Consider the following 22,660-nt stretch of genomic DNA (forward strand, 5'->3'; position numbering starts at 1 on the left):
CTGGACGATGGCCATGTGTCAGACCCCTATCGGCATATGTTCGGCGCTGCGTTCCACCTTGCGCGGCGCAACGATTTCCTTCCATTGCGACAGCGCCCGATTGACGGCGCCATTCGGCTCGCGCTCGATGAAGCGTCCGTCGCCGGGTTCCGCCGTGACGTTACCCTTGTCGAAAGCAACCCGCCCGCGGGAAAGCGTCATCTTCGGCAGGCCCTTGAGCTCAAAGCCCTCGAACACGTTGTAATCGATGGAGGAATGCTGGGTCTTTGCGGAAACCTTCCTGGTGGCCTCCGGGTCCCAGATGACAAGATCGGCATCCGCACCCGGCAGAACGGCGCCTTTCTGCGGATAGATGTTCAAGATCTTGGCGATGTTGGTCGATGTGACAGCCACGAATTCGTTTGGCGTCAGGCGCCCGGTGCGCACGCCGCGCGACCACAGCACCGGCATGCGTTCTTCCAGCCCACCCGTTCCGTTTGGAATCTTGGTGAAATTGCCGATGCCGTAGCGCTTCTGCTCGGTGGTGAAAGCGCAATGGTCAGTCGCAACGCATTGCAGGCTTCCTGCCGCAAGGCCAGCCCAAAGACTGTCCTGATTGACCTTGTCACGGAACGGTGGAGACATGACCCGGCGGGCCGCATAGTCCCAGTCCCGGTTGTGATATTCGCTTTCATCGAGCGTCAGATGCTGGATCAGGGGCTCGCCGAAAACGCGCATTCCCTTCTGGCGCGCACGGCGGATCGCCTCATGGCTTTGTTCGCAGGACACATGCACGACATAGAGCGGCACGCCTGCCTGATCGGCAATCATGATGGCGCGGTTGGTGGCTTCGCCTTCGACTTCCGGCGGGCGGGAATAGGCATGCGCTTCCGGCCCGTCATTGCCTTCGGCCATCAGCTTCGCCTGCAATTGTGCGACGATATCGCCGTTTTCGGCATGGACGAGCGGCATGGCGCCAAGTTCCGCGCAGCGCTGGAAAGAAGCGAACATCTCGTCATCGTTCACCATCAGCGCGCCCTTGTAGGCCATGAAATGCTTGAAGGTGTTGATGCCGCGCTTCACCACTTCGGCCATTTCGTTGAAGGTTCGCTCGTTCCAGCCGGTGATGGCCATGTGGAACGAATAGTCGGTGCGCGCCTTGCCCGCTTTCTGGAACCATTCCTGCAACGCTTCCAGAAGATTGCCCTCGGAGCCGGGCAGGACGAAATCGACCACCATCGTGGTGCCGCCCGCAAGCGCGGCTGCGGTGCCGGTATCGAAATCGTCGGAGGAATAGGTGCCCATGAAGGGCATCTGCAAATGGGTGTGCGGGTCGATGCCGCCGGGCATGATATAGCAGCCGGATGCATCGATCACTTCATCGCCGGAGAGATTGTCGCCGACGGCAACGATCTTCTCGCCTTCGATGAGAACATCGGCTTTAAAGGTGCGGTCAGCCGTGATGACGGTTCCGCCTTTGATGACCTTTGCCATTGTTCGTCGTTCCCCTTTTGGTTTTGTTGCGAACAGTAGCAGTATCGGAGAAGCCCGAAATCAACTCACAATTTCAGCGGTCTCCAATACTGCATGCAGAAGCACGTCGGTTCCCGCCGACGCCCATTCTTTCGAAATGTCCTCGTCCTCGTTATGGCTGAGGCCATCGACGCAGGGGCACATGACCATGGCGGTCGGTGCCACGCGATTGACCCAGCAGGCATCATGGCCTGCGCCCGAAACGATATTGCGGTGGCTGTAGCCAAGCCGTTCCGCCGCATTGCGGATAGCCTCCACGCAGCCATTGTCGAATGTCACGGGGTCGAAATGCCCCGCCACTTCGATCTCGATGCCGATGCCCAGTTCCGCCGCGATCTTCGGCGCTTCCTTTTCAAAACGCGCTTTCATGTCGTCCAGCACGGCCTGGTTGGGCGAGCGGAAATCGACGGTGAAAACGATCTGGCCGGGGAGCACATTGCGCGAATTGGGCGATACGTCGATATGGCCGACACCCCCCACCGCGTCCGGCTGGTGCGACATGGCGATCTCGTTGACGAGTTGCAGCATCCGCCCAAGGCCGAGGCTTGCATTCTTGCGCATCTTCATCGGCGTGGAGCCGGTATGCGCTTCCTTGCCCGTCAACGTCACTTGCAGCCACCACAGCCCCTGGCCATGGGTGACGACGCCGATATCCTTGTGTTCGGCTTCGAGGATCGGCCCCTGTTCGATATGAAGCTCGAACATCGCATGGATCTTGCGGCTGCCGACCGGTTCATCGCCTTTCCAGCCGATGCGCTCCAGCTCATCGCCGAATTTCTTGCCCTGGGCGTCGGTGCGCTGGTAGGCCCACTCCTGTTCGTGCACGCCGGCAAACACACCGGACGAGAGCATGGCGGGCGCAAAGCGCGTGCCTTCCTCATTCGTCCAGTTGACGACGACGATGGGTCGTTTCGTCTTGATGTTCATATCGTTGAGCGTGCGCATGACTTCGAGCCCGCCGAGTACGCCCAGCACGCCGTCGAACTTGCCGCCCGTCGGCTGTGTGTCCAGATGGCTGCCCATATAAACGGGATCGGCATCGGCATCTTCGCCGGGACGCATGAAGAACATGTTCCCCATCGTGTCGACGCCCATCGAAAGCCCGGATTTTTCGCACCAGCTCTGAAACAGCTTGCGGCCTTCGCCATCCTCATCGGTCAGGGTCTGGCGATTGTTGCCACCGCGCACACCGGGACCGATCCGGGCCATGTCCATCAGACTGTCCCAAAGGCGATCGCCATTGACTCTAAGATTGCTGGTGAGCACCATGCGCTCTGCCTCCGCATTATGTATGGGCGTTCAAATCCGGGCCATTATATTTCTGGCCCACATTCACCCGCCAATATATGTTCCCGTGACCCGGCTCTTTGGCCACAATATTCTTGCCTTGCGCAAAAACTTGACTAGTTGGTCAAATTGCAGGCTAGAAGAGCCTTTGAACATGGTCAAGCGCTTTTGAAAAATTCTATGCTGCTGAAAGGTGTCAAATGGCCACAGCTCCTTCAGACTCACGCACCGAGGCGGTCGAAAACGACAGGACGTCGAACGACAGGTCGGAAGGCGCGACGCGCATTCAGGGCATAAATCGCAGGCTTATCCTTGATGCAGCGCTGGAGGTTTTTTCTGCTTACGGCTTTCGCGGCTCGACGGTCGACCAGATCGCCGAGAAGGCGGGAATGTCGAAACCAAACCTGCTTTATTATTTCCCGCGCAAGCAGAATATTTATGTAACCGTGCTGGAAGACACGCTGGCGAGCTGGCTGGAGCCTTTCGAGCACATCGACCCTGACGGCGATCCGCTGGAAGAATTGCGGCGTTACATCCGGCTGAAGCTCGAAATGTCGGCGAAGAAACCGGAGGCTTCGCGCCTCTTTGCCAATGAGATATTGCACGGCGCACCGGCGATTTCCGATTTTCTGAAGGGGCATCTGAAGCAACTGGTCGATGAAAAGGCGGCGGTCATCCACCGATGGATTGCGGAAAAGCGCCTGGCTCCGGTGGACCCGTACCATCTGATTTTCACCATATGGGCGGTAACGCAGCACTATTCGGATTTTTCCGTTCAGGTCGCAGCGGTTCTCGGACGCCGTTCGGAAGAAGCCGGATTTTACGACGAAACAGCCCGGGCGGTGAGTGCCATCATTCTTGACGGCATTCGCCCGCGAGACGAAAGTCCGCCCTCATGAAGACGATTCGAATTTCAGCAGCCATCGTCCGCGATGAGGCGGGCCGTTTCCTTCTCGTACGCAAGCGCGGCAGCGAGATTTTCTTCCAGCCCGGCGGCAAGATCGACGCAGGCGAGCAACCTGAAATCGCGCTCATCCGCGAGATCGAGGAAGAGCTTGGCATTCTCATTGACGAGAGCCAGTTGCGTTATGCTGCAAAAATGGCAGCGCCTGCCGCCAATGAGGCCGACGCGACGGTCGAGGCGGAACTGTTTCACCTCACTTTGAAAGACGGTCAGGTTCCGGTTGCCTCAAGCGAGATCGAGGAGCTTCTGTGGAACCCGCCGGGCGACACGACGCGCCCGGTCGCCCTGTTGTCGCAGAGCATCCAGGCGCGCTTCGCCACGGATTACTGAACCGCTCGCGGCTCCACCCGGTTTCCGTCGCCATCGAAAAGGTGGAGGTGCTGAGCCGGAAAGCTCACCTGAATTGAGCCCTGCATGTGCAGCGCATCGCGGTCCAGCGTGAAAATCTTGAACGGCAATCCATGCAGGCCGAGATGCAGGATGATGCCGAAACCGGTCGGCTCCACCAGATCGACATCGGCAGGAAGGCCCGCGGACTTCTCGATATGGACATGCTCGGGACGAATGCCAAGCGTCGCTTTGGCGCCGTCCCTGAGGTTCAAGGGCTGCGGCAATGCGATGAGCGTGCCGTCCTTGAGTTTCAGACGCGGGTCGCCATCCTGTTCGAGATAGGTCACATCGAGAAAGTTCATGGCCGGTGAGCCGATGAAGCCCGCCACGAAAAGATTGGCCGGACGGTCGTAAAGCTCCAGCGGCGAGCCAACCTGCTGCACCACACCACCATGCATAGCCACGATGCGGTCGGCCAGTGTCATGGCTTCGATCTGGTCATGTGTCACATAGATCGACGTGGCTTTCAGTTCACCGTGCAGCTTCTTGATTTCAGCGCGCATCTGCTCGCGCAGTCTCGCATCGAGATTGGAGAGCGGCTCGTCGAAGAGGAAGGCCTTGGGCTGGCGCACGATGGCGCGGCCCATGGCGACACGCTGACGCTGGCCACCGGAAAGCGCCTTCGGACGGCGTTCCAGCAAAGGCTCAAGGCCGAGCTTGGCGGCGGTCGACTGGATGGCGCTCGCGATCTTCTCCTTTGGCGTTTTACGCAGCCGCATGCTGTAGCTCATATTGTCGGCCACACTCATATGCGGATAGAGCGCATAGGACTGGAACACCATCGCGATGTCGCGATCCTTGGGGGCCAGTTCATTGACGCGCTTGCCGCTGATCTGCACCTGACCCGAGGTGATGTCTTCAAGCCCGGCGATCATGCGCAGAAGCGTGGACTTGCCGCAGCCGGACGGGCCGACCAGCACGATGAATTCGCCATCTTTGATCTCAAGGTCGACACCATGCAGAACTGCATGTTCGCCATAGCTTTTGCGGACCGACTGAATATCGATGGAAGCCATAGGGAAAAATCCTTTCAGCCTTTTACCGCGCCAGCCGTGAGGCCCTGCACGAGATACCGTTGAATGAGGAAGAAGAAGACGCAGGCCGGGATGAGCGCTAGCACGCCCGCTGCCATCATCTGTCCGAAATCGACCGAGAACTTTGAGACGAAGCTCAACAGCCCAACCGGGAAGGTGGCTGAATCATTGCCGGAAATCAGCATCAGCGCGAAGAGAAGCTCGCTCCACGCAGCGGTGAAGACAAAGCCGAGCGTCGCGGCAATGCCGGGCAGGGTCAGCGGCAGGATGATCTGGCGGAAGGCCATGAACTGCGTTGCGCCATCGATCTTCGCGGCTTCTTCCAGATCCTTCGGAATGCCATCGAAAAACGACTGCATCAGGAAGGTGGCGAAGGGCACGTTGAAGGCCGAGTAGACGATGACGAGGCCGAGCAGGCTGTTGGTAAGGCCGAGCGGCGCCATGATCTTGTAGATCGGCGCAATCAGCATCACGAGCGGAAACATCTGCGTCAGCAGCATCAGCGCCACGATCCAGTATTTGGCGCGGAAGTTGAACCGCGACAGCGCATAGCCGGAAAGCGATGCCAGCAGCGTGACGATGATGGCGGTCGATCCGGACACGATCAGGCTGTTGCAGAAGAACAGCGGAAACGAACTGTTGTTCAATACATGGCTGAAGTGGTCGAAGGTCATGCGCGATGGCCAGAGCCGCACGCCCTCGCTGTAAAGCAGATCATTGGGCGTGACGGATACCTTCACCAGCCAGAAGATCGGAAACAGTGCAAACAGGACGAACAGGAGAATGGCAATGCGATGCGCGCCGGCAAGGTAGATTTTACGGTTGGGCATGGCTCAATCCTTGTTCAGAAGCGTCTGGCGCAACAGCACGATGAGCATCGAATAGACCATCAGCAGGACAAGCAGGACCATCGCGATGGCCGAGGCGTAACCGAAATCGAGCCGCTTGAAGGCCTGCGTGAAGATGTAGCTTGCAACGATCTGCGTCCGGTCGGCAGGGCCGCCGCCCGTCATCACGACGATCAGGTCGGCGCTGTTGGCGATCCAGACGGTGCGCAGCAGAATGGTGATGGCCATGGTCGGCGCGAGGTAAGGAAGCGTGATCGACAGAAAACGCTGCACGGGGCCTGCGCCATCGATCGCCGCCGCTTCATAAAGATCGCGCGGGATGGCCTGCAAGGCGGCCAGCATGGTGATGGCGAAGAACGGAATGCCCCACCACACACCTGCGGTGATGATGCCCCACATGGCAAGATTGGGATCGGACAGGATATTGTTTGGCGCGCTCAGTATGCCGATTGCATGCAGCCAGTGCGGCAGCGGGCCGATCACCGGATTGAACAGCCAGGCCCAGTTGAGACCGGTGAGAAATGTCGGCACGGCCCATGGCAGGAAGATCAGCGCCTGTGCCAGCCCACGCCCCGCAAACGGCTTGTCGAGCAGCAGGGCCAGAATAAGTCCGAACACGAATTGCAGCAGAACGGAGCAGCCGGTCCACCAGAGCGTATTCTTCAGGGAACGATAGAACGCCTGATCGGTCGCAAGTTCACGGAAATGATCAAGCCCCACGAAGCCGCCCGAAAACGGGTTGAGCAACTGAATGTCGCGAAAGGCATAGGAGACGCCGAGGATCAGCGGAACCAGCATGATGGCGCCGATGAGGATGAGCGCAGGGGCGCTGTAGAGATAAGGTTCGGAGGCGTGCGCAAGCCGCTGCAAAAAGCTGCGCTGGTCCTGCCTTGGCACTTCGTTGCGCACCGGGGCCTTTATGGAAGCGGTGTCGGTCATCATTTTTCCCTTCGCGGGGATTGCATGAAGAGGATGAGCAGGCGCGAAAACTCCGCGCCTGCCAACCGTTCGTGGTGCTATTGCTTGGCGAGGTGCTTCTGCTGCGCCTTGGTCAGATATTCTGCCCACTGGTCGGCCAGCTGGTCCGGCGTGATGTCGCCGAGAAGCGCTTCCTGCGAGGTCTTGATGACGAGCGAATCCTTGAAGAAGGCAAATTCTTCCAGATAGGTCGGCATCATGGTTGGAACGACGTTCTTGTCGGCCAGTTCATCGAACCAGCCCTTGAACTGCTCGCCGCTATAGAACGGATCGTTCTGCGCCGATTTGAGAACCGGCAACGCGCCGGTCCGCTTGTTCCACTCGATGTTGCCTTCCGGGCCTTCGAGCATCGAGATCAGTTTCCAGGAAAGATCCTTGTTCTTGCTCGCGCTCATCATCGACCAGCCGGCGAAGCCGATGGTCGGGAAGGTCTTGCCATCCGGGCCCTTCGGCATGATGGCGACGCCGAAATCTTCCGGCTTCATGCGTTCGGCAATGGCGATCAGCGCATCCGGGTCCTGATTGAGGAAGGCGCAGGTGCCGCTGTAGAAACCGGCCACGGTTTCATTGAAGCCCCAGTTGACGCTGTCCTTCGGTGCAAGGCCGTTCTTGTAGAGATCGACCATCCAGGTGATGCCCTTTTTCCAGCCTTCGCTGTTCATGGTCGAGGTGCCGTCTTCATTGAAGAACTTGTTGTTGCCCGCCATGGAAGCGGCAAAGATCACCCAGCCATTCAGCCCACCGGGACCACCGCGCATGCAATAGCCGGATTTGCCGGGAAGGGCGGCGATCTTCTTGGACGCTTCGACAAATTCATCCAGCGTCTTCGGCGGTTCGGATACGCCTGCCTCGCTCAGCAGCTTCTTGTTGTAGAACATCGCGTTCAGATAGAAGCCGTAAGGCAGCGTATAGGCTGTGTTGTTGACGCTGCGGCCAAGCTCAAGCGCGCGCTCGGTCAGGTCGGATGTGGTTTCCCATTTTTCGAGATAAGGCTCGAGATTCTCCAGCATGCCGTTATTGCCATAGAGCGAAACCCAGGTGTCCGGCATTTCCATGACGTCCGGGATTTCGCCCGCCGAAACCATGGTGGCGAATTTCTGGAAGGATTCGCCCCATGGCAGCGAAATGATTTCCACCTTGGTGCCCGGATTGGCCGCCTCGAACTTGGCGACGATGGATTCAAGCGTCTTGGTGCGCTCGGGGCTGGTGATGACTTCAACAAGCTTCAAGGTCGTATCGGCAAGCGCCGTACCGCTCAAAAGCATGGTTGCGAATGCGGCTGCTATTAGTTTTTTCATTGCAGTTCCCCTTATTGCTCCTCACTGTTTTATTCATACGGCCGATGCTGCGAGCGCTCCTTCAATATCCCGCCACAGCGCTTCCGTTCCTTCCAGTCCGACATGCAGGCGCACGGAGCGCGGGTCGATGCCGAACGTATGCGCCGAATTGGGCTGCGCCTTCTGCTGCAGCACGACTTCGCCCGGCACGATCAGGCTTTCATGTCCACCCCAGCTCACGCCGAGCTTGAACAGATCGAGATGATTGCAGAATTCGCGAATGTTCACGCCTTCGCGGAAGATGACCGAGAACAGGCCGGAGGTGCCATGCAGGCCCGCAGGCAAGCGGTTGGCAAGGGCGGGATGGCACACGGTTTCAACCACATCCAGCGCCTGAAGCCGCTTTGCGATTTCCAGCGCCGATGCCTCATGCGCCTTCATGCGCGTCGGCAAGGTGCGCATGCCACGCACCAGAAGCCAGGCATCAAAGGGCGAAAGCTTGCCGCCGAGATATGGATAGGTTTCCGCGCGGATCGCGTTGATAAGCACTTTCGAGCCGGTCACGACGCCGGCCACGACATCGCTATGGCCGCCAAGATATTTCGATGCCGAATGCACGACGAGATCGACGCCCAGCGACAGCGGACGCTGGAAGATCGGGCTGGCCCAGCTGTTGTCGATGATGGTCAGAACGCCATGCTGCCGGGCGATCTGGGCGAGGGCCCCGACATCATGGGCTTCCATGATCCAGCTTGTCGGGCTTTCCATGTAGAAGAGCTTTGCGCCGGGCAGGGCCTTTGCAACCGCCTCTTCGTCGCGGCCATCGACATAGTCGACCTGCACCTGCATGCGTTTCAGGATAGTGCCGAAAAGCCGGAACGCATCCGGATAGACATGGCGCACCGCAACGATGCGATCACCCGGATTGACGAAAGCCAGCACGCTTGAAGAGATCGCCGCCATACCGCTGGCAAAGCCGAGCGCATCTTCGCCGCCTTCAAGTTTTGCCAGCATTTCTTCAAATGCGCGCACGGTCGGGTTGAGGCCGCGCGTGTAGATGGGCCGAACCTTTTCGCCCCGATAGGAGGCGACCATGTCGTCATAGCTTGGGAAGGTGAAAAGCGAAGTCTGCACGATGGGCGGAACCACGGCGTCGAAAGCATTGCCTTCATCATGGGCGACTGTAAGCGCTGCGAAATCCAGCGGGTCCATCCCGTCAGTCATTTGGACATTTCCTTGATGTCTTCCTCGACAATGTCGAGGATTTTGAGTGTTTCCTGCCGCGCGGTTTCAGGGTCCTGAGCCACGATGGCGTTGAAGAGGGTGCGGTGGAACGGAAAGGTCCGCCGCGCGAAGTCTACCCGCTCGAACGGATGATCCCAGAAACGCAGGAAGGCTTCGCGCATCTGTTCGAGCAATTGCCTGAAAAGCGGGTTGTGGGTCGCGTCGTAAATGGCGAGATGGAACGCCAGATCCTCGGGTCCGGACGTGCCTTCCGCGATGTGAACGCGCTCCATCTCATCGAGATTGCGTTCGATGATGACGAGGTCCTCAGCCGTGCGTTTGCGGGCAGCGACCATGCTGGCCTCGGCTTCGATGCCACGGCGCACTTCAAGCGATTGCAGCAATGCATCGCGCAACTGCGCAGGATCGAATGAAAGCGGCATATGGATGGTTGCAGCCGAAATCGGCTTGAGCAGATAGGTGCCGCTACCCTTGCGCGCTTCGATCACCCCGAGGGCTTGAAAGTGGCGGATTGCTTCACGAATGGTGGAGCGGCCGACAGCGAGAGCGGTCATCAGTTCGCGTTCAGCGGGAAGGCGGTCTCCGGCCTGAAGATGCGCGGTCGCGATGTAATTGGCGAGCGCATCGGTTACCTGCCGGGCGCGATCCATCGGTGGTAGCGGCGCGATCTGCAACAGCCTGCGATCTTTCATTCTGCCTCCATTTTCCGGACTGCCCCCAGACAATCGCAGCGCAATCCGTCCAGACCCCGTTCCCTTTTTGGTTTTAAAATTGGTCTGACATCATAGTAATATCGGCAGGAAATTTGCAGCTGTCAAGGATGGTTTATTCGCAAGTGAATAGACTGTTCGCATGCGCATGCTTTTCCGATTGCGCTTCGGCAAGCTTGCTCCTATCAATCGCTGGAAGAGGCAGCGCATCCCAAAAAGTGCGAAGCGGTTTTTGGGTAAGATGCGGTGAAAGAGGAAGCGCATCCCAAAAAGTGCGAGCGGTTTTTGGATCACGAGGCGCTGAACAAGGAGTGCGGCGTTCGTCGCGTTGTTGAGGAGATATCCATGCATTTGAAGGCATCCGAAAAGCGAACGCTTGGCCGTACCGGCTTGACTGTGACGGCGCTTGGTCTGGGAACTGCACCTCTGGGTGGGCTTTATGCGCCCGTTTCCCGCTCTGACGCCGACGCTTTGCTGGAAGCCGGCTGGAATAGCGGCATCCGCTATTATGACAGTGCGCCGATGTATGGCTATGGCCGCAGCGAGCACATTCTCGGCGATATGCTGCGTGAAAAGAGCGAGCGCGCAGTTGTTTCGACCAAGGTGGGGCGCCTGATGGCCAATGAGCGTGCGGGCCGCACATTGCCGCCTGCGCTGCCGAAAAACCCGTTCGATTCCGGCTGGCACAATGGCCTCAATTTTCGTGAGGTCTTTGATTACAGCTATGATGGCATCATGCGGAGCTTCGATGACAGCCAGCAGCGTCTCGGCTTTCCTGAAATCGATTTGCTCTATGTCCACGATATTGGCCGTGTGACCCATGGCGACCGGCAAGAAATCCACTGGAACGCGCTTACCAAGGGCGGCGGTTTCCGCGCGCTCACCGAATTGCGCGAGGCGGGAAATATCAAGGGCTTCGGTCTTGGCGTAAACGAATGGCAGATCATTCGCGATGCGCTTGAAGAAGCCGATCTCGACTGCTCGCTTCTGGCTGGCCGTTATTCGCTGCTCGATCAGGTTTCGGAAAAGGAATTCCTGCCATTGGCGCAGAAGCGTGGCATGGCGCTGGTGATTGCCGGTGTTTTCAATTCCGGTATTCTCGCGGCACCGCGCGGCGGCGAACAGAAGTTCGACTATGCCGATGCGCCTGCCGAAATCATCGCGCGCACCAATCGCCTGCACGATATTTGCGATGAGTATCATGTGCCGCTCGCCGCCGCCGCCATGCAGTTCCCGATGAGACATGAGGCCGTCAGCTCCATTCTGATCGGTGTCCGCTCGCCGGAACAGATCAGGCAGAACGTGGTCTGGTTCGAGCAGTCGATCCCCGAGGAATTCTGGACGATGCTTCGCTCGGAAGGTCTCATTTCGTAATCATGGCATCCAGAATTCTCTGTGTCGGTGCCCTTACCATGGACACCATCTTGCGCCTCGATGCGCTTCCTCATGCGGCAGGCAAATACCTGCCGCGCGAGGCCGTCGAAATAGCAGCCGGCATGGCTTCGAGCGCAGCCGCGGCGATTGCCCGGCTTGGCGGCGATGTGGCGCTCTGGGCTTCTGCGGGGATTGATCCCGTTGGGGATCGTGCCGTCGCGGAGCTTCAAGCCGAAGGCGTCGATTGTGCCTATATCCGGCGGCTGGAAGACGCCCGCACGGCATTTTCGTCAATCCTCGTTGATGCGAGCGGCGAACGCATCATCGTGCCTTTTTATGATCGTAGGCTGGCAAGCCCGTCCGATGTGGTGCCGCCCATCGCAGCGGGGGCCTATGCCGCCGTGATGACCGATGTGCGCTGGCCATGGGCTGCTGAGACTGCGCTGCGTGCCGCGCGCGATGCCGGTATTCCGGCCATACTGGACGCGGATACCGCGCCGGTTGAATTGCTCGAAACGCTGCTGCCGCTTGCAACCCATATCGTTGCATCGGAACCCGCTGCAATCAGCGTCGCGGGCACGACGGATTTGCGTGAATGTGTCCGCATTTTAGCTGACCGCCATGATGTGTTCACAGCGGTCACCGCCGGAGCGGAAGGCTGCTATTGGAGCGAAGGCGCTGGCAAACCGGTTTCTCACCTGCCCGGTTTCAAGGTCGATGCAGTGGATACGCTGGCCGCAGGCGACGTGTTCCATGGCGCTTTTGCATGGGGTCTGGTGGAAGGCAAGCCGATGACGGACATCATTCGCTTTGCCAATGCGTCTGCGGCGATCAAATGCGCGCGCTTCGGCGGGCGGGCCGGTTCGCCGCGCCCACAGGAAGTGCTTTCCTTCATCGAAACCGGTATTGTTCCGACCCGATAAGTTGACCGTCTCCGGACCTCGCCCTCGTCCTTCGAGACGCTGTTTTCAACAGCTCCTCAGGATGAGGGAGGGAGATGTCAGCGCGCTGAACTGGCTCGCGGTTCAGGTAATTTGCTTTCTCTCCCGTTCTCCGAAAATCATGCAATTACGCACTGAACACGAATTGACTCTTTACTAACATGTTAGTATGTGCCAGCTTAAAGTTCAAATTTGGGAGGAGCCAGTCTTGGCACATAATCATTCCGGGCAGGAGCGTTTCGGTCTCTCTGCAGCGCTCACCACGCCATTCGACGCAGATGGCAAGATCGATGTCAGCCGTGCGCTGAAGCATGCCCGCGCGCGGCTCGATAATGGCTGCTCGAGCGTGACCCTGTTTGGCACCACCGGCGAAGGGTCGTCGATTGCTGATGCCGAGCGCGCCGCTCTTCTGGATGCATTTGTGGTAGGCGGTTTTCCGGCCTTCAGCATTGTCGTGGGCGTGATGGAAAACTCGGTTGCCGACGCTGTCCTCCAGGCTGGCGACGCGCTGCGCCGCGGCTGCAAGGCCATTCTTCTCGCGCCGCCTTCCTATTTCAAGAACCTCTCCGATGAAGGCCTGTTCAACTGGTTCTCGTCCGTCTTCAAAGGTTTGGGTGAAGATGCTCGCGGCATCATTCTCTACAATATCCCGTCGGTTACAGCGGTCGAGCTTTCCGTCGATCTTATCAGCCGCCTGCGTGCAGCTTTTGGTGGCATCATCATTGGCGTGAAGGATTCTTCCGGCAATTGGGCCTATACCGAAAAACTGCTTGCTGCGCATAAGGACATCGCGATCCTGATCGGCGACGAGCGTGACCTTGCAGCCGGTGTGCGTCTCGGCGGGCAGGGCGCGATTTCCGGCATGGCCAATCTGTTCCCCGACCGTCTTCTGCGCATGATCAATGACGGACAGGACGATGCCGAACTGGTGGCTGCAGTACAGCAATTGCTGAACTATCCGGTAACGCCAGCGGTCAAGGCCATGGTGGCGCGCCATACGGGTGACAAGGAATGGCGGCGTGTCCGCGCACCGCTCGTTTCACTCAATGATGCGGACTGTGATGCAATTGGTAGTGTATTCGACCGTTTGCATATGGCAAAAGCGGCCTGAAGGCGGCATAAGCCTGAAAGGATAGAGGGGGAACGGATTTGGCGGAAGATCACAACGAACCGGTAAAATTGCGGGACAAGGCTTATCAGAGCTTCACCCAGCATTTGCTGGCGCGTGATTTTCATCCGGGCCAGTTCGTTTCGCAGCGCCAGCTCGTCACCATGACGGGCTTGCCGCTCGGCGCTATCCGCGAACTGATCCCGCGCCTTGAAGCGGAAGGCCTTATCAAGACCGTGCCGCAGCGCGGGCTTCAGATCGCGCATATTGATCTCAATCTGATCCGCGAAGCGTTTCAGTTCCGCCTCTTTATCGAGAAAGAGTCGGTGGCGATTTTTTGCCAATCAGCGTCCGACGAATTGCTGCGCGCATTGCGTGCGGAACATGAGGAAACTCTGGAACGCGCGATGGCGGAAGGTGAAACACCGGAACTGGAGGCGCGGGCGCAGACTATCGACTGGAGCCTGCACGATACGATTGTCGGCTCGCTCGATAATGAAATCATCTGGCGCGCCTATCAGACCAACACGATCAAGATGCGCCTGATCAATCAGGAACGTTTCCGCATCACCGGTCGCGTCATTCCGGTCATGCAGGAGCATCTGGCCGTCCTGGCTGCAATCGAAACACGCGATCCGCAGACAGCCATGGATGCCATTGCCGTTCACATCAACAATGCACGGAAACTGGCTTTGCAGATTTAACGACCAGAGCCCGGGCAAGAGGAGTTGCCGGGCCGACGGAAATTTGGGGAGGAGCATGCAATGAATCTATTACGTCCAACACGTCGCCAGTTCCTGGCGGGCTCGGCGGCAATCGCTGCATCGGGCATGACGGGCATCAGCCCGTCTTTCGCCCAGTCGAAAGTCGACTGGAAAAAGTTTGCCGGTACCACGCTTGAAGTAAACCTCATCAAGAGCCCGCGTGGTGAAATCCTTCAGAAATACCAGAAGGAATTCGAGGAACTGACCGGCATCAAGGTGCATTCCGAACAGATGCCCGAACAGCAGCAGCGCCAGAAGGCGGTGATCGAGCTGACGTCCGGCCGCCCGAGCTTCGACGTCATCCATATCAGCTATCACGTCCAGAAGCGCCAGTTCGAAAAGGGCGGCTGGCTTGCCGACCTCAATCCATTCCTGAAAGACCCGACGCTGACGGACGCATCGCTCACGGAAGATGATTTCGCAAGTGCCGGCCTGACCTTCGCCAAGGACGCCAATGGCCGTTTCGGCGCGCTGCCATTCTCGGTCGATTACTGGATCATCTACTGGAACAAGGAACTCTTTGCCGCCAAGGGCATCGAATTTCCGAAGACCTTCGAAGAACTGGTCGCAGCCGCCGAAGCGCTCACCGATCCATCGACCAACACCTATGGTTTCGTCGCGCGTGGCATGAAGAATGCCAATGCGCCGGTCTATACCAGCCTCCTGCTCGGCTATGGCAAGCAGTCGGTTGACGCCGATGGCAACCTCCAGACGGATTCGGCTGAAGGCATCGAAGCCGCAAAGCTCTATCAGCGCCTGATGACCAAATCGGCACCTCCCGGCGTTGCGGGCTTCAACTGGGCAGAATGCCAGTCGAACTTCCTGCAGGGTCGCGTCGGCATGTGGCTCGACGGTATCGGTTTTGCCCCGCCGCTCGAAGATCCGAACAAGTCGCGCGTCGTCGGCAAGGTCGGCTATGGCGTCATGCCGGCAGGCCCGAATGCACAGGCAGCACCGACGACCGGCGACGGCATCGGCGTGACCGAAGCCTCCAAGAACAAGGAAGCCGCATATCTCTACTGCCAGTGGGCCATTTCCAAGGAAATGGGCGCTCGCCTGTTGCAGTCGGGGTCGGGCGTTCCGTTCCGCAAGTCGGTCATCGACGATGAAGCCGTGCGCAAGGGCGTCACCATGCCGGAAGGCTGGGTGGAAGCCCTGTCGAAGTCAGCCCCGATCAGCCAGCTCTGCCTGCCGGTCATCGTGCCTGTCACGGAATTCCGCGACATCATCGGCGTGGGCCTCACCAATCTGCTGAACGGCGCCGACGCGGAAGCTGAAATGAAACGCGCGACGGAAGAATTCCGTCCGGTCCTCGCACGGAGCGAAGGAAAATGACATCTGCCGCCCCGACAGGAGCAAAAACGGGAGTTGCTGCGGCAGCTTCCCCCACCAAGACTGGCAAGAGCCGCTTGCGGCCAAGCTACTGGCCGTTTGTTCTTCCAGCCTTGATCACCGTCGGGGCGGTGATCGTCTTCCCATGGGTGTTTACGCTCTGGATGAGTACCAACCAGTGGCAGCTGGGCGGCGAGCAGAGCTTTGTCGGCTTCGACAATTATCTGCGTCTTGCCGCCGATATGCGCTTCTGGGAATCCATGTGGCATACGGTTGTCTATACGGTTCTGTCGGTCGTGGCCCCGATGGTTCTGGGCACGATCGCAGCGCTGGTCTTTGACAGCAAGCTGCCGATGCGCGGGCTCCTGCGCGGCATCTTCGTCATGCCGATGATGGCCACACCGGTTGCCGTCGCTCTGGTCTGGACGATGATGTATCACCCGCAGCTCGGCGTTCTGAACTATCTTCTGTCGCTGGTCGGCATTCCGCCCCAGGAGTGGATATTCAACCAGAACACGGTCATCCCCTCGCTGGTGGCTGTTGAAACCTGGCAGTGGACGCCGCTTGTCATGCTGATCGTGCTCGGTGGCCTTGCTTCCATGCCGCGCGATCCCTTTGAAAGCGCGGAAATCGATGGCGCCAATGGCTGGCAGAAATTCCGCTACATCACCCTCCCGATGATCCTGCCCTTCATCATGGTGGCTGTCATCATCCGCTCGATCGATGCGCTGAAAAGCTTCGACATCATCTATGCGATGACGCAGGGCGGTCCGGGCACCGCGTCGGAAACCATCAATATCTATCTCTATAATGTGGCGTTCTCCTATTACGACATAGGCTATGCATCGGCGATTGCCGTGGTGTTTTTCATTGTCATTATCGCCATGTCGCTGGTCCTCCTGGCTCTTCGTCAGCGGACCAAGTGGAACGCCTGAGGACCGACCATGGCACGCAAATCAATTCTTTCGAAGCTTGGCACGGCACTTCTGGTCTTCATCATCGTGTCGCCTGCGATCTTCTTCTTCGTCTGGATGCTGTCGCTTTCGCTGAAATATGAAATCGACAATGGCGCTTATCCGCCAATCCTGATCCCGGAGCGTTTCGCCTGGTCGAACTATACCGAGATCTTCGCCGCGAACGACTTTCTGCTCTATTTCTGGAACAGCCTTATTGTGACCGGCATGGCGACCCTGCTTGCGCTGCTGGTCGGTGTTCCGGCGGGATATGGCATTGCGCGGCTCAAGGCGCACAAATCGGCGATCGTTATCATGATTGCCCGCATGACGCCGGGTCTGTCCTACCTGATCCCGCTGTTCCTTCTGTTCCAGACGCTCGGTCTGCTCGGCACGCTCTGGCCGCAGATCATCATCCATCTGGTCGTCACCGTTCCAATCGTGATCTGGATCATGATCGGCTATTTCGAGACGACACCTATGGAACTGGAAGAAGCCGCCATTATCGACGGTGCTTCCTCGTGGCAGGTGTTCATGAAAGTCGCCCTGCCGATTGCCAAGCCCGGCATCGTGGTTTCGCTCATTCTGGCGGTGATCTTCTCGTGGAACAATTTCGTCTTCGGCATCGTGCTCGCAAGCCGCGAGACACGTACCCTGCCGGTCGCAGTTTATAACATGCTGTCCTTTGAACAGGTCAGCTGGGGTCCGCTTGCAGCCGCCGCCCTCGTGGTCACATTGCCGGTCCTGCTGCTAACCGTTTTCGCACAGCGCCAGATCGTTGCAGGTCTGACCGCAGGCGCCGTCAAATAAGAGTCGAGGTTCAAGATGGCATCTGTATCCATCCGAAATGCAATCAAGAAATATGGCAATGTCGGCGTGCTGCATGGCGTGTCAGTGGATATCCAGGACGGTGAATTCGTCGTGCTGGTCGGCCCGTCGGGCTGCGGAAAATCGACGCTTCTGCGCATGATCGCAGGGCTTGAGGAAATTAGCGACGGCGAAATCGCCATCGGTCCCCGCGTGGTCAACGACCTGCGCGCCAAGGAACGCGATATCGCCATGGTGTTCCAGAATTATGCGCTCTATCCGCATATGACGGTGGCCGACAATATGGGCTTCGCGCTCATGCTGAAGAATGCACCGAAGGAAGAACGCGACAGCCGTGTGGCGCGCGCCGCTGAAATCCTCGGCCTCAACAAGCTGCTCGACCGCTTCCCGCGCCAGCTTTCCGGCGGCCAGCGCCAGCGCGTGGCCATGGGCCGTGCGATTGTTCGTGACCCGCAAGTGTTTCTGTTCGATGAGCCGCTGTCCAATCTCGACGCCAAGCTGCGTGTGCAGATGCGCGGTGAGATCAAAGGTCTGCATCAGCGCCTGAAGACCACCACGATCTACGTGACCCACGATCAGATCGAAGCGATGACCATGGCGGACAAGATCGTCGTCATGCGCGATGGTCTGGTGGAGCAGATCGGCGCACCGCTCGATCTTTATGACCGTCCGGCCAATATGTTTGTCGCGGGCTTCATAGGGTCTCCATCGATGAACTTCGTCAACGGCAAGATCGAGGAAGGCTCGTTTGTGGCCGATGGCGGCTTCCGTATGCCGCTTCCTGAAGGCGATTATGCAAGCCTTTCGGGCAAGGCCGTTTATGGCATGCGCCCCGAGCATATGAAGATCGCCGATAAGGGCGTGCCGGTCACGGTCGAAATCGTCGAGCCGACGGGCTCGGAAATCATGGTGATGGGCAAGCTCGGCGACCAGCCGGTTACCTGCCTGTTCCGCGAGCGGCTGACGGTGCGCCCCGGCGATGTGCTGACCATTGCCATTGATCCGGCCACGAGCCATGTGTTCGAGCCGGAAAAGGGAATGCGCGTCAGCAGCTAAAAACCAAATATCAAAATGAAAACGCCGGGCTTTTGCCCGGCGTTTTGTTTTATTCCGCAGCCTCTTTCACCGCCATCGGATTGTTCGGATGAGTCGTCCAGTTGGCATATTGCGCCGGGATCGGCGCCTTGGTGCGCGGATCGAAACCGCCGATCTGCTCCATCGTGATGCAGTCCTCGACCGGGCAGACATTGACGCAAAGATTGCAGCCAACGCATTCCTCGTCGATCACCTCAAAGTGCCGCGCGCCATTGACCAGATTGGTGATCGCCTGGTGCGAGGTATCCTCGCAGGCGATATGGCAACGCCCGCATTTGATGCAGAGATCCTGATTGATCCGCGCCTTGGTGACGTAGTTGAGGTTGAGATATTGCCAGTCGCTGACGTGGCCAACGGCCATGCCGCGGAAATCATCCAGCGTCTGATAACCCTTGCTGTCCATCCAGTCGGAAAGACCGTCGATCATTTCCTGAACGACCTTGAAGCCATAGGTCATCGCCGCCGTGCAGACCTGCACCGTGCCGCAGCCGAGCGCGATGAATTCTGCCGCATCGCGCCAGGTGGTGATGCCGCCGATGCCTGAAATCGGCAGGCCGCGCGTTTCAGGATCGCGTGCGATTTCCGCCACCATGTTCAGCGCAATCGGCTTGACCGCAGGGCCGCAATAGCCGCCGTGGCTGCCGCGACCGTCAATGGACGGGACCGGCGACATGCTGTCCAGATCGACCGACACGATGGAATTGATCGTGTTGATCAGCGACACCGCATCGGTCCCCGCCGCATGGGCGCCACGGGCAGGCTTGCGAATATCGGTGATGTTCGGCGTCAGCTTGGTGATCACCGGCATCCGGCTATACTGCTTGCACCATTTGACGACCATGGCGACATATTCCGGCACCTGACCGACAGCCGCACCCATGCCGCGTTCGCTCATGCCGTGCGGACAGCCGAAGTTCAGTTCGATGCCGTCAGCGCCGGTTTCTTCCACCAGAGGCAGGATGGCCTTCCATGCCTCTTCCTCGCATGGCACCATGATCGAAGCGATCAATGCGCGGTCGGGCCAGCGCATCTTCACTTCCTTCATTTCACGCAGATTGACTTCGAGCGGCCTGTCGGTAATCAGCTCGATATTGTTAAGACCGAGCAGGCGCCGGTCGGCACCATGGATCGCGCCATAGCGCGGCCCATTGACATTGACCACCGGCGGGCCTTCCGCGCCAAGCGTCTTCCAGACCACGCCGCCCCAGCCGGCCTTGAAGGCACGCTCCACATTATAGGCTTTGTCGGTCGGCGGGGCAGAAGCCAGCCAGAAGGGATTGGGAGACTTGATGCCGAGGAAATTCGTTGAAAGATCAGCCATTTTCTATCTCCTCAGCCCTGTTCCTGGCCCAGATGAACGCCGCGGTCCCGCACAGCCGATGCCGGGGCATGGAGCGCGCCTCCTGAAAGCACTGCATCGGCAAAGCCTTCGATTGCCTGGGGGCGTTTGATCAGCGTTGCATGGATCGATTCAGCGGCGACCTTGCCATCTTCCACCGATGCGACGGTCAGGTCCTTGCCGCCTGCCACGCAATCACCGCCTGCCCATATGCCCTCGACCGACGTGCGACGTTCGTCGTCCACGCTGATCCGTCCCCTGGAAAGCCCGATGCCCGAACCCGCCAGCGGTTCCGGTTCGAACTTCTGGCCGATAGCCTTGAAGACCTGATCGGCTTCAAGAATGAGATATTCCCCGGTGCCGGAAAGCCTGCCGTCTTCGATAGCGGTATATTCAAACACCACGGCATTGACGGTGCCGTCTTCGTTCCGTTCAAGCGCGTGGGGCTGCAGCCAGTGGCGAATGACCACGCCGTGAATCTGTGCCAGTTCCTGTTCATAGGCGCTGGCATTCATGTTCTCCTGACCGCGGCGATAGACGATGGTCACGTTTTCAGCGCCGAGCTTCTTGGTCTGGATCGCTACGTCCACTGCGGTCATGCCGCCGCCGATGACCACCACGTTGCGGCCGACGGGCAGGGATGAGAGGTCTTTTGCCTGGCGCAGATTGGCGATGTAGTCGACCGCATCGATAACGTTTGGCGCGTCTTCGCCAGAAAGGCCCAGATCATTGACGCCCGGCATGCCCATTCCGAGGAAGACCGCGTCATAGCCAGCTTTCAGCGCCTCGATAGTGATGTCCTGACCGAGCGTCTGGTTATATTCGACATTGATCGCACCGATCTTGAGCACGAATTCGAGTTCGCGCTGCGCGAAATTATTGACCGTCTTGTAGGCCGCGATACCATATTCGTTGAGGCCGCCGCCTTTGGGCCGGGCTTCGAAGATGGTCACCTTATGGCCATGCATGGCAAGGCGATGGGCAGCGGAGATACCTGCCGGACCCGCGCCAACCACGGCAATGTGCTTGCCGGTTTCAGGCGCGCGCTTGAATGGATGATTGCCGGTTTCCATCAAAACGTCGGTGGCATAGCGCTGCAATTCACCGATCTTGACCGGCTTGCCTTCCGAAATTTCGCGAACGCACACTTCTTCGCAGAGCGTTTCTGTCGGGCATACGCGAGCGCACATGCCGCCCAGAATGTTTTCCGAAAGGATGGTCTTCGCTGCCCCAACCGGATTGCCCGCATTGATCTGTCGAATGAACATCGGAATATCGATGCCCGTCGGGCAGGCATTCATGCACGGAGCGTCGTAGCAGAAATAGCAGCGATCGGACTCGACCAGGGCTTCGTGCTTGGTAAGCGGTGGATGCAGATCGTCGAAAACATGCGCATAGTCGGCCTTGTCAAGCCTTGCCCCACGGATGTCAGGCCCGTTTGCGTGTCCCGGATTATCTATTGCATCAATAGGCGAATTCTCTGCTGATCTCATCGACCGCATCTCCCATTTTTGCTTGTTCAGGCGCGGGTTCCCTTTGCGCGCCGCAACTATGTACCGGGCCGCGATCTTTGCCGCCGCATGATGCCCGTTAAGGACAGGATGACAGATTTTCTCGGAAGGTCAAATTTTTTATCATCTGGTCAATTTATGGAAATGGGCGCGTTCAGGACGGAAGGCCCGGCTTTGGAAGCACGGGCCTTCAATGTTCGGCAGAAATGCGGGATCACAACGGGTCGGACTTGAGGCCGCTTCTTGCCTCTATCGCGCTTGTCTGCTCAGGGAGAATTTCCGTCTCCTTGGGAAGTGCAGGGCGAGAGCTTAGCACCAGGGCGCAACCACCGATGATGACGGCGGCACCGACGAACTGGATCAGGGAAAGCTGCTCCTTCAGGAAGACGGCGCCTACCAGAACCGCGATGACCGTCACGACGAACTCGACGCTGATGGCCTTCGTCGGCCCGACACTTCCGACCAGCTTGAAATAGAGCACATAGGTGAGGGCGCTCATCACGCAGGCCGAGATGAGCAGATATCCAAAATCAGCCAACCCCGGCATGGCTGGCACAGGCACCGCGAAAATGAGCGGCAAGGAGAGGATGCCGCCAAAAACGAATGCACCGATGGTGGTTTCCCACGAACCGGTGCCGGAAAGGCGGCGGCTGGCATAGTTGCTGCCGAAAGCTGCGGAAAAGCAGGAGAAAAGCACGGCGACACAGCCCATGATGAAGGCGGGCGTGACGGCAACAGCCGGGAAACCAACCAAGAGCACGATGCCGGTAACGCCAAGCAGCAGCCCGACAAGCCCGCGCGACGTAATGCGCTCAAGCCCCCAGAACTGGCTGATGATCATCGAGAAGAGCGGAATGGATGCCACGCAGATCGCGGCCATCGCCGTTCCGATCAGCGGGGTGCCGTAAGAAAGGCCGATCAGCTGGCCCGCAACCGTGGTTGCGCCAACCACGGCGAAAGGTTTCCAGCCAGCATGAAAATCCAGCCTGCGGCCGGAGAGTTTCGCAATTGCAAAGAGCGTTCCGGCCGCAATGAAGGAACGGAAAGCCACCGCGCCGACCCAGCCAAAGGCTTCTACGACGCGCAAGACCACGAGGAACGATAACCCCCATGCTACGGAAAGAAAAACATAGGTCGCGATATCTCTGGGTTTCATGCCAGCGGACTTTC

General features: G+C 58.7%; 21 protein-coding genes. 10 read left to right on the forward strand and 11 right to left on the reverse strand.

The window, feature by feature from the left end; translation table 11 throughout:
- Positions 1–18: 18 nt before the first annotated feature.
- A complete protein-coding gene (gene hydA, locus JNC63_RS07310) occupies positions 19–1,473 on the reverse strand; it encodes a dihydropyrimidinase (RefSeq protein WP_006465994.1) in 1,455 nt (484 codons plus the stop codon).
- Positions 1,474–1,533: 60 nt separating this feature from the next.
- Positions 1,534–2,781 carry a Zn-dependent hydrolase gene (locus JNC63_RS07315; protein ID WP_021586297.1) on the reverse strand — a complete coding sequence of 416 codons (1,248 nt, stop codon included), beginning with the start codon at positions 2,779–2,781 and terminating at the stop codon, positions 1,534–1,536.
- A gap of 218 nt (positions 2,782–2,999) precedes the next feature.
- On the opposite strand from JNC63_RS07315, the gene rutR reads away from it, so the two are divergent.
- Together rutR and JNC63_RS07325 are read left to right on the forward strand one after the other, a co-directional pair.
- Positions 3,000–3,698: an HTH-type transcriptional regulator RutR gene (gene rutR / locus JNC63_RS07320; protein ID WP_006465996.1), complete on the forward strand. Its 699-nt coding sequence runs from the start codon at positions 3,000–3,002 to the stop codon at positions 3,696–3,698.
- The gene (locus tag JNC63_RS07325; protein WP_006465997.1) at positions 3,695–4,093 is read left to right on the forward strand and encodes an NUDIX hydrolase; all 399 of its coding nucleotides are present in this window, start codon (positions 3,695–3,697) and stop codon (positions 4,091–4,093) included. The genes rutR and JNC63_RS07325 overlap by 4 nt, the downstream gene beginning before the upstream one ends.
- Here JNC63_RS07325 and JNC63_RS07330 read toward each other — a convergent pair.
- The 6 genes from JNC63_RS07330 to JNC63_RS07355 all read right to left on the reverse strand — a co-directional run bounded on the left by JNC63_RS07330 (position 4,087) and on the right by JNC63_RS07355 (position 10,227).
- A complete protein-coding gene (locus JNC63_RS07330; protein ID WP_021586296.1) occupies positions 4,087–5,169 on the reverse strand; it encodes an ABC transporter ATP-binding protein in 1,083 nt (360 codons plus the stop codon). The two genes, JNC63_RS07325 and JNC63_RS07330, sit on opposite strands and share 7 nt — an antisense overlap.
- A 14-nt stretch (positions 5,170–5,183) precedes the next feature.
- Complete coding sequence (locus JNC63_RS07335) at positions 5,184–6,017, reverse strand: carbohydrate ABC transporter permease (protein WP_021586295.1); 834 nt, start codon at positions 6,015–6,017, stop codon at positions 5,184–5,186.
- A 3-nt stretch (positions 6,018–6,020) separates the two neighbouring features.
- Positions 6,021–6,974, reverse strand: coding sequence for a carbohydrate ABC transporter permease (locus tag JNC63_RS07340; protein ID WP_021586294.1), 954 nt, complete (start codon positions 6,972–6,974; stop codon positions 6,021–6,023).
- Positions 6,975–7,051: 77 nt separating this feature from the next.
- Positions 7,052–8,311 (reverse strand): ABC transporter substrate-binding protein, encoded by a 1,260-nt coding sequence (locus JNC63_RS07345; protein ID WP_021586293.1) that lies wholly within the window; start codon positions 8,309–8,311, stop codon positions 7,052–7,054.
- A gap of 33 nt (positions 8,312–8,344) precedes the next feature.
- Positions 8,345–9,514, reverse strand: a complete 1,170-nt coding sequence (locus tag JNC63_RS07350) for a PLP-dependent transferase (protein WP_021586292.1) — start codon at positions 9,512–9,514, stop codon at positions 8,345–8,347.
- Entirely contained in the window at positions 9,511–10,227 is a 717-nt protein-coding gene (locus JNC63_RS07355; RefSeq protein WP_021586291.1) for a FadR/GntR family transcriptional regulator, read from the reverse strand. The genes JNC63_RS07350 and JNC63_RS07355 overlap by 4 nt, the downstream gene beginning before the upstream one ends.
- A 363-nt stretch (positions 10,228–10,590) precedes the next feature.
- On the opposite strand from JNC63_RS07355, the gene JNC63_RS07360 reads away from it, so the two are divergent.
- The 8 genes from JNC63_RS07360 (at position 10,591) to JNC63_RS07395 (ending at position 18,601) form a co-directional block, all read left to right on the forward strand.
- Entirely contained in the window at positions 10,591–11,619 is a 1,029-nt protein-coding gene (locus tag JNC63_RS07360; RefSeq protein ID WP_021586289.1) for an aldo/keto reductase, read from the forward strand.
- A 2-nt stretch (positions 11,620–11,621) separates the two neighbouring features.
- Positions 11,622–12,542, forward strand: coding sequence for a PfkB family carbohydrate kinase (locus JNC63_RS07365; protein WP_021586288.1), 921 nt, complete (start codon positions 11,622–11,624; stop codon positions 12,540–12,542).
- 226 nt (positions 12,543–12,768) lie between these two features.
- Positions 12,769–13,671 carry a dihydrodipicolinate synthase family protein gene (locus JNC63_RS07370; RefSeq protein ID WP_021586287.1) on the forward strand — a complete coding sequence of 301 codons (903 nt, stop codon included), beginning with the start codon at positions 12,769–12,771 and terminating at the stop codon, positions 13,669–13,671.
- Between the two features lie 38 nt (positions 13,672–13,709).
- Positions 13,710–14,372 carry a GntR family transcriptional regulator gene (locus JNC63_RS07375; protein WP_006466008.1) on the forward strand — a complete coding sequence of 221 codons (663 nt, stop codon included), beginning with the start codon at positions 13,710–13,712 and terminating at the stop codon, positions 14,370–14,372.
- A 60-nt stretch (positions 14,373–14,432) separates the two neighbouring features.
- On the forward strand, positions 14,433–15,767 hold the full coding sequence (locus JNC63_RS07380; RefSeq protein WP_006471080.1) for an ABC transporter substrate-binding protein: 1,335 nt from the start codon (positions 14,433–14,435) through the stop codon (positions 15,765–15,767).
- Positions 15,764–16,699 (forward strand): carbohydrate ABC transporter permease, encoded by a 936-nt coding sequence (locus JNC63_RS07385; RefSeq protein WP_006466010.1) that lies wholly within the window; start codon positions 15,764–15,766, stop codon positions 16,697–16,699. The genes JNC63_RS07380 and JNC63_RS07385 overlap by 4 nt, the downstream gene beginning before the upstream one ends.
- 9 nt (positions 16,700–16,708) lie before the next feature.
- Positions 16,709–17,527 (forward strand): carbohydrate ABC transporter permease, encoded by an 819-nt coding sequence (locus JNC63_RS07390; RefSeq protein WP_006466011.1) that lies wholly within the window; start codon positions 16,709–16,711, stop codon positions 17,525–17,527.
- Positions 17,528–17,542: 15 nt separating this feature from the next.
- Complete coding sequence (locus JNC63_RS07395; RefSeq protein ID WP_021586286.1) at positions 17,543–18,601, forward strand: ABC transporter ATP-binding protein; 1,059 nt, start codon at positions 17,543–17,545, stop codon at positions 18,599–18,601.
- Positions 18,602–18,650: 49 nt separating this feature from the next.
- Here the strand turns inward: JNC63_RS07395 and preA are convergent, their stop codons facing one another.
- From preA to JNC63_RS07410, 3 genes are all read right to left on the reverse strand, one after another.
- Positions 18,651–19,961 (reverse strand): NAD-dependent dihydropyrimidine dehydrogenase subunit PreA, encoded by a 1,311-nt coding sequence (preA, locus tag JNC63_RS07400; protein ID WP_021586285.1) that lies wholly within the window; start codon positions 19,959–19,961, stop codon positions 18,651–18,653.
- A gap of 11 nt (positions 19,962–19,972) precedes the next feature.
- Positions 19,973–21,481, reverse strand: coding sequence for an NAD(P)-dependent oxidoreductase (locus JNC63_RS07405; RefSeq protein WP_025089718.1), 1,509 nt, complete (start codon positions 21,479–21,481; stop codon positions 19,973–19,975).
- A gap of 223 nt (positions 21,482–21,704) precedes the next feature.
- The gene (locus JNC63_RS07410) at positions 21,705–22,646 is read right to left on the reverse strand and encodes a DMT family transporter (RefSeq protein ID WP_021586283.1); all 942 of its coding nucleotides are present in this window, start codon (positions 22,644–22,646) and stop codon (positions 21,705–21,707) included.
- Positions 22,647–22,660: the final 14 nt, after the last annotated feature.

It is taken from the genome of Brucella ciceri (assembly GCF_041930145.1).
Lineage (GTDB): Bacteria > Pseudomonadota > Alphaproteobacteria > Rhizobiales > Rhizobiaceae > Brucella > Brucella intermedia.

Bases quoted from the DNA above. Each gene is read 5' to 3' on its own strand.
- hydA (WP_006465994.1), bottom strand. From the start codon at position 1,473: ATGGCAAAGGTCATCAAAGGCGGAACCGTCATCACGGCTGACCGCACC.
- JNC63_RS07315 (WP_021586297.1), bottom strand. From the start codon at position 2,781: ATGGTGCTCACCAGCAATCTTAGAGTCAATGGCGATCGCCTTTGGGAC.
- rutR (WP_006465996.1), top strand. From the start codon at position 3,000: ATGGCCACAGCTCCTTCAGACTCACGCACCGAGGCGGTCGAAAACGAC.
- JNC63_RS07325 (WP_006465997.1), top strand. From the start codon at position 3,695: ATGAAGACGATTCGAATTTCAGCAGCCATCGTCCGCGATGAGGCGGGC.
- JNC63_RS07330 (WP_021586296.1), bottom strand. From the start codon at position 5,169: ATGGCTTCCATCGATATTCAGTCGGTCCGCAAAAGCTATGGCGAACAT.
- JNC63_RS07335 (WP_021586295.1), bottom strand. From the start codon at position 6,017: ATGCCCAACCGTAAAATCTACCTTGCCGGCGCGCATCGCATTGCCATT.
- JNC63_RS07340 (WP_021586294.1), bottom strand. From the start codon at position 6,974: ATGACCGACACCGCTTCCATAAAGGCCCCGGTGCGCAACGAAGTGCCA.
- JNC63_RS07345 (WP_021586293.1), bottom strand. From the start codon at position 8,311: ATGAAAAAACTAATAGCAGCCGCATTCGCAACCATGCTTTTGAGCGGT.
- JNC63_RS07350 (WP_021586292.1), bottom strand. From the start codon at position 9,514: ATGACTGACGGGATGGACCCGCTGGATTTCGCAGCGCTTACAGTCGCC.
- JNC63_RS07355 (WP_021586291.1), bottom strand. From the start codon at position 10,227: ATGAAAGATCGCAGGCTGTTGCAGATCGCGCCGCTACCACCGATGGAT.
- JNC63_RS07360 (WP_021586289.1), top strand. From the start codon at position 10,591: ATGCATTTGAAGGCATCCGAAAAGCGAACGCTTGGCCGTACCGGCTTG.
- JNC63_RS07365 (WP_021586288.1), top strand. From the start codon at position 11,622: ATGGCATCCAGAATTCTCTGTGTCGGTGCCCTTACCATGGACACCATC.
- JNC63_RS07380 (WP_006471080.1), top strand. From the start codon at position 14,433: ATGAATCTATTACGTCCAACACGTCGCCAGTTCCTGGCGGGCTCGGCG.
- JNC63_RS07385 (WP_006466010.1), top strand. From the start codon at position 15,764: ATGACATCTGCCGCCCCGACAGGAGCAAAAACGGGAGTTGCTGCGGCA.
- JNC63_RS07390 (WP_006466011.1), top strand. From the start codon at position 16,709: ATGGCACGCAAATCAATTCTTTCGAAGCTTGGCACGGCACTTCTGGTC.
- JNC63_RS07395 (WP_021586286.1), top strand. From the start codon at position 17,543: ATGGCATCTGTATCCATCCGAAATGCAATCAAGAAATATGGCAATGTC.
- preA (WP_021586285.1), bottom strand. From the start codon at position 19,961: ATGGCTGATCTTTCAACGAATTTCCTCGGCATCAAGTCTCCCAATCCC.
- JNC63_RS07405 (WP_025089718.1), bottom strand. From the start codon at position 21,481: ATGCGGTCGATGAGATCAGCAGAGAATTCGCCTATTGATGCAATAGAT.
- JNC63_RS07410 (WP_021586283.1), bottom strand. From the start codon at position 22,646: ATGAAACCCAGAGATATCGCGACCTATGTTTTTCTTTCCGTAGCATGG.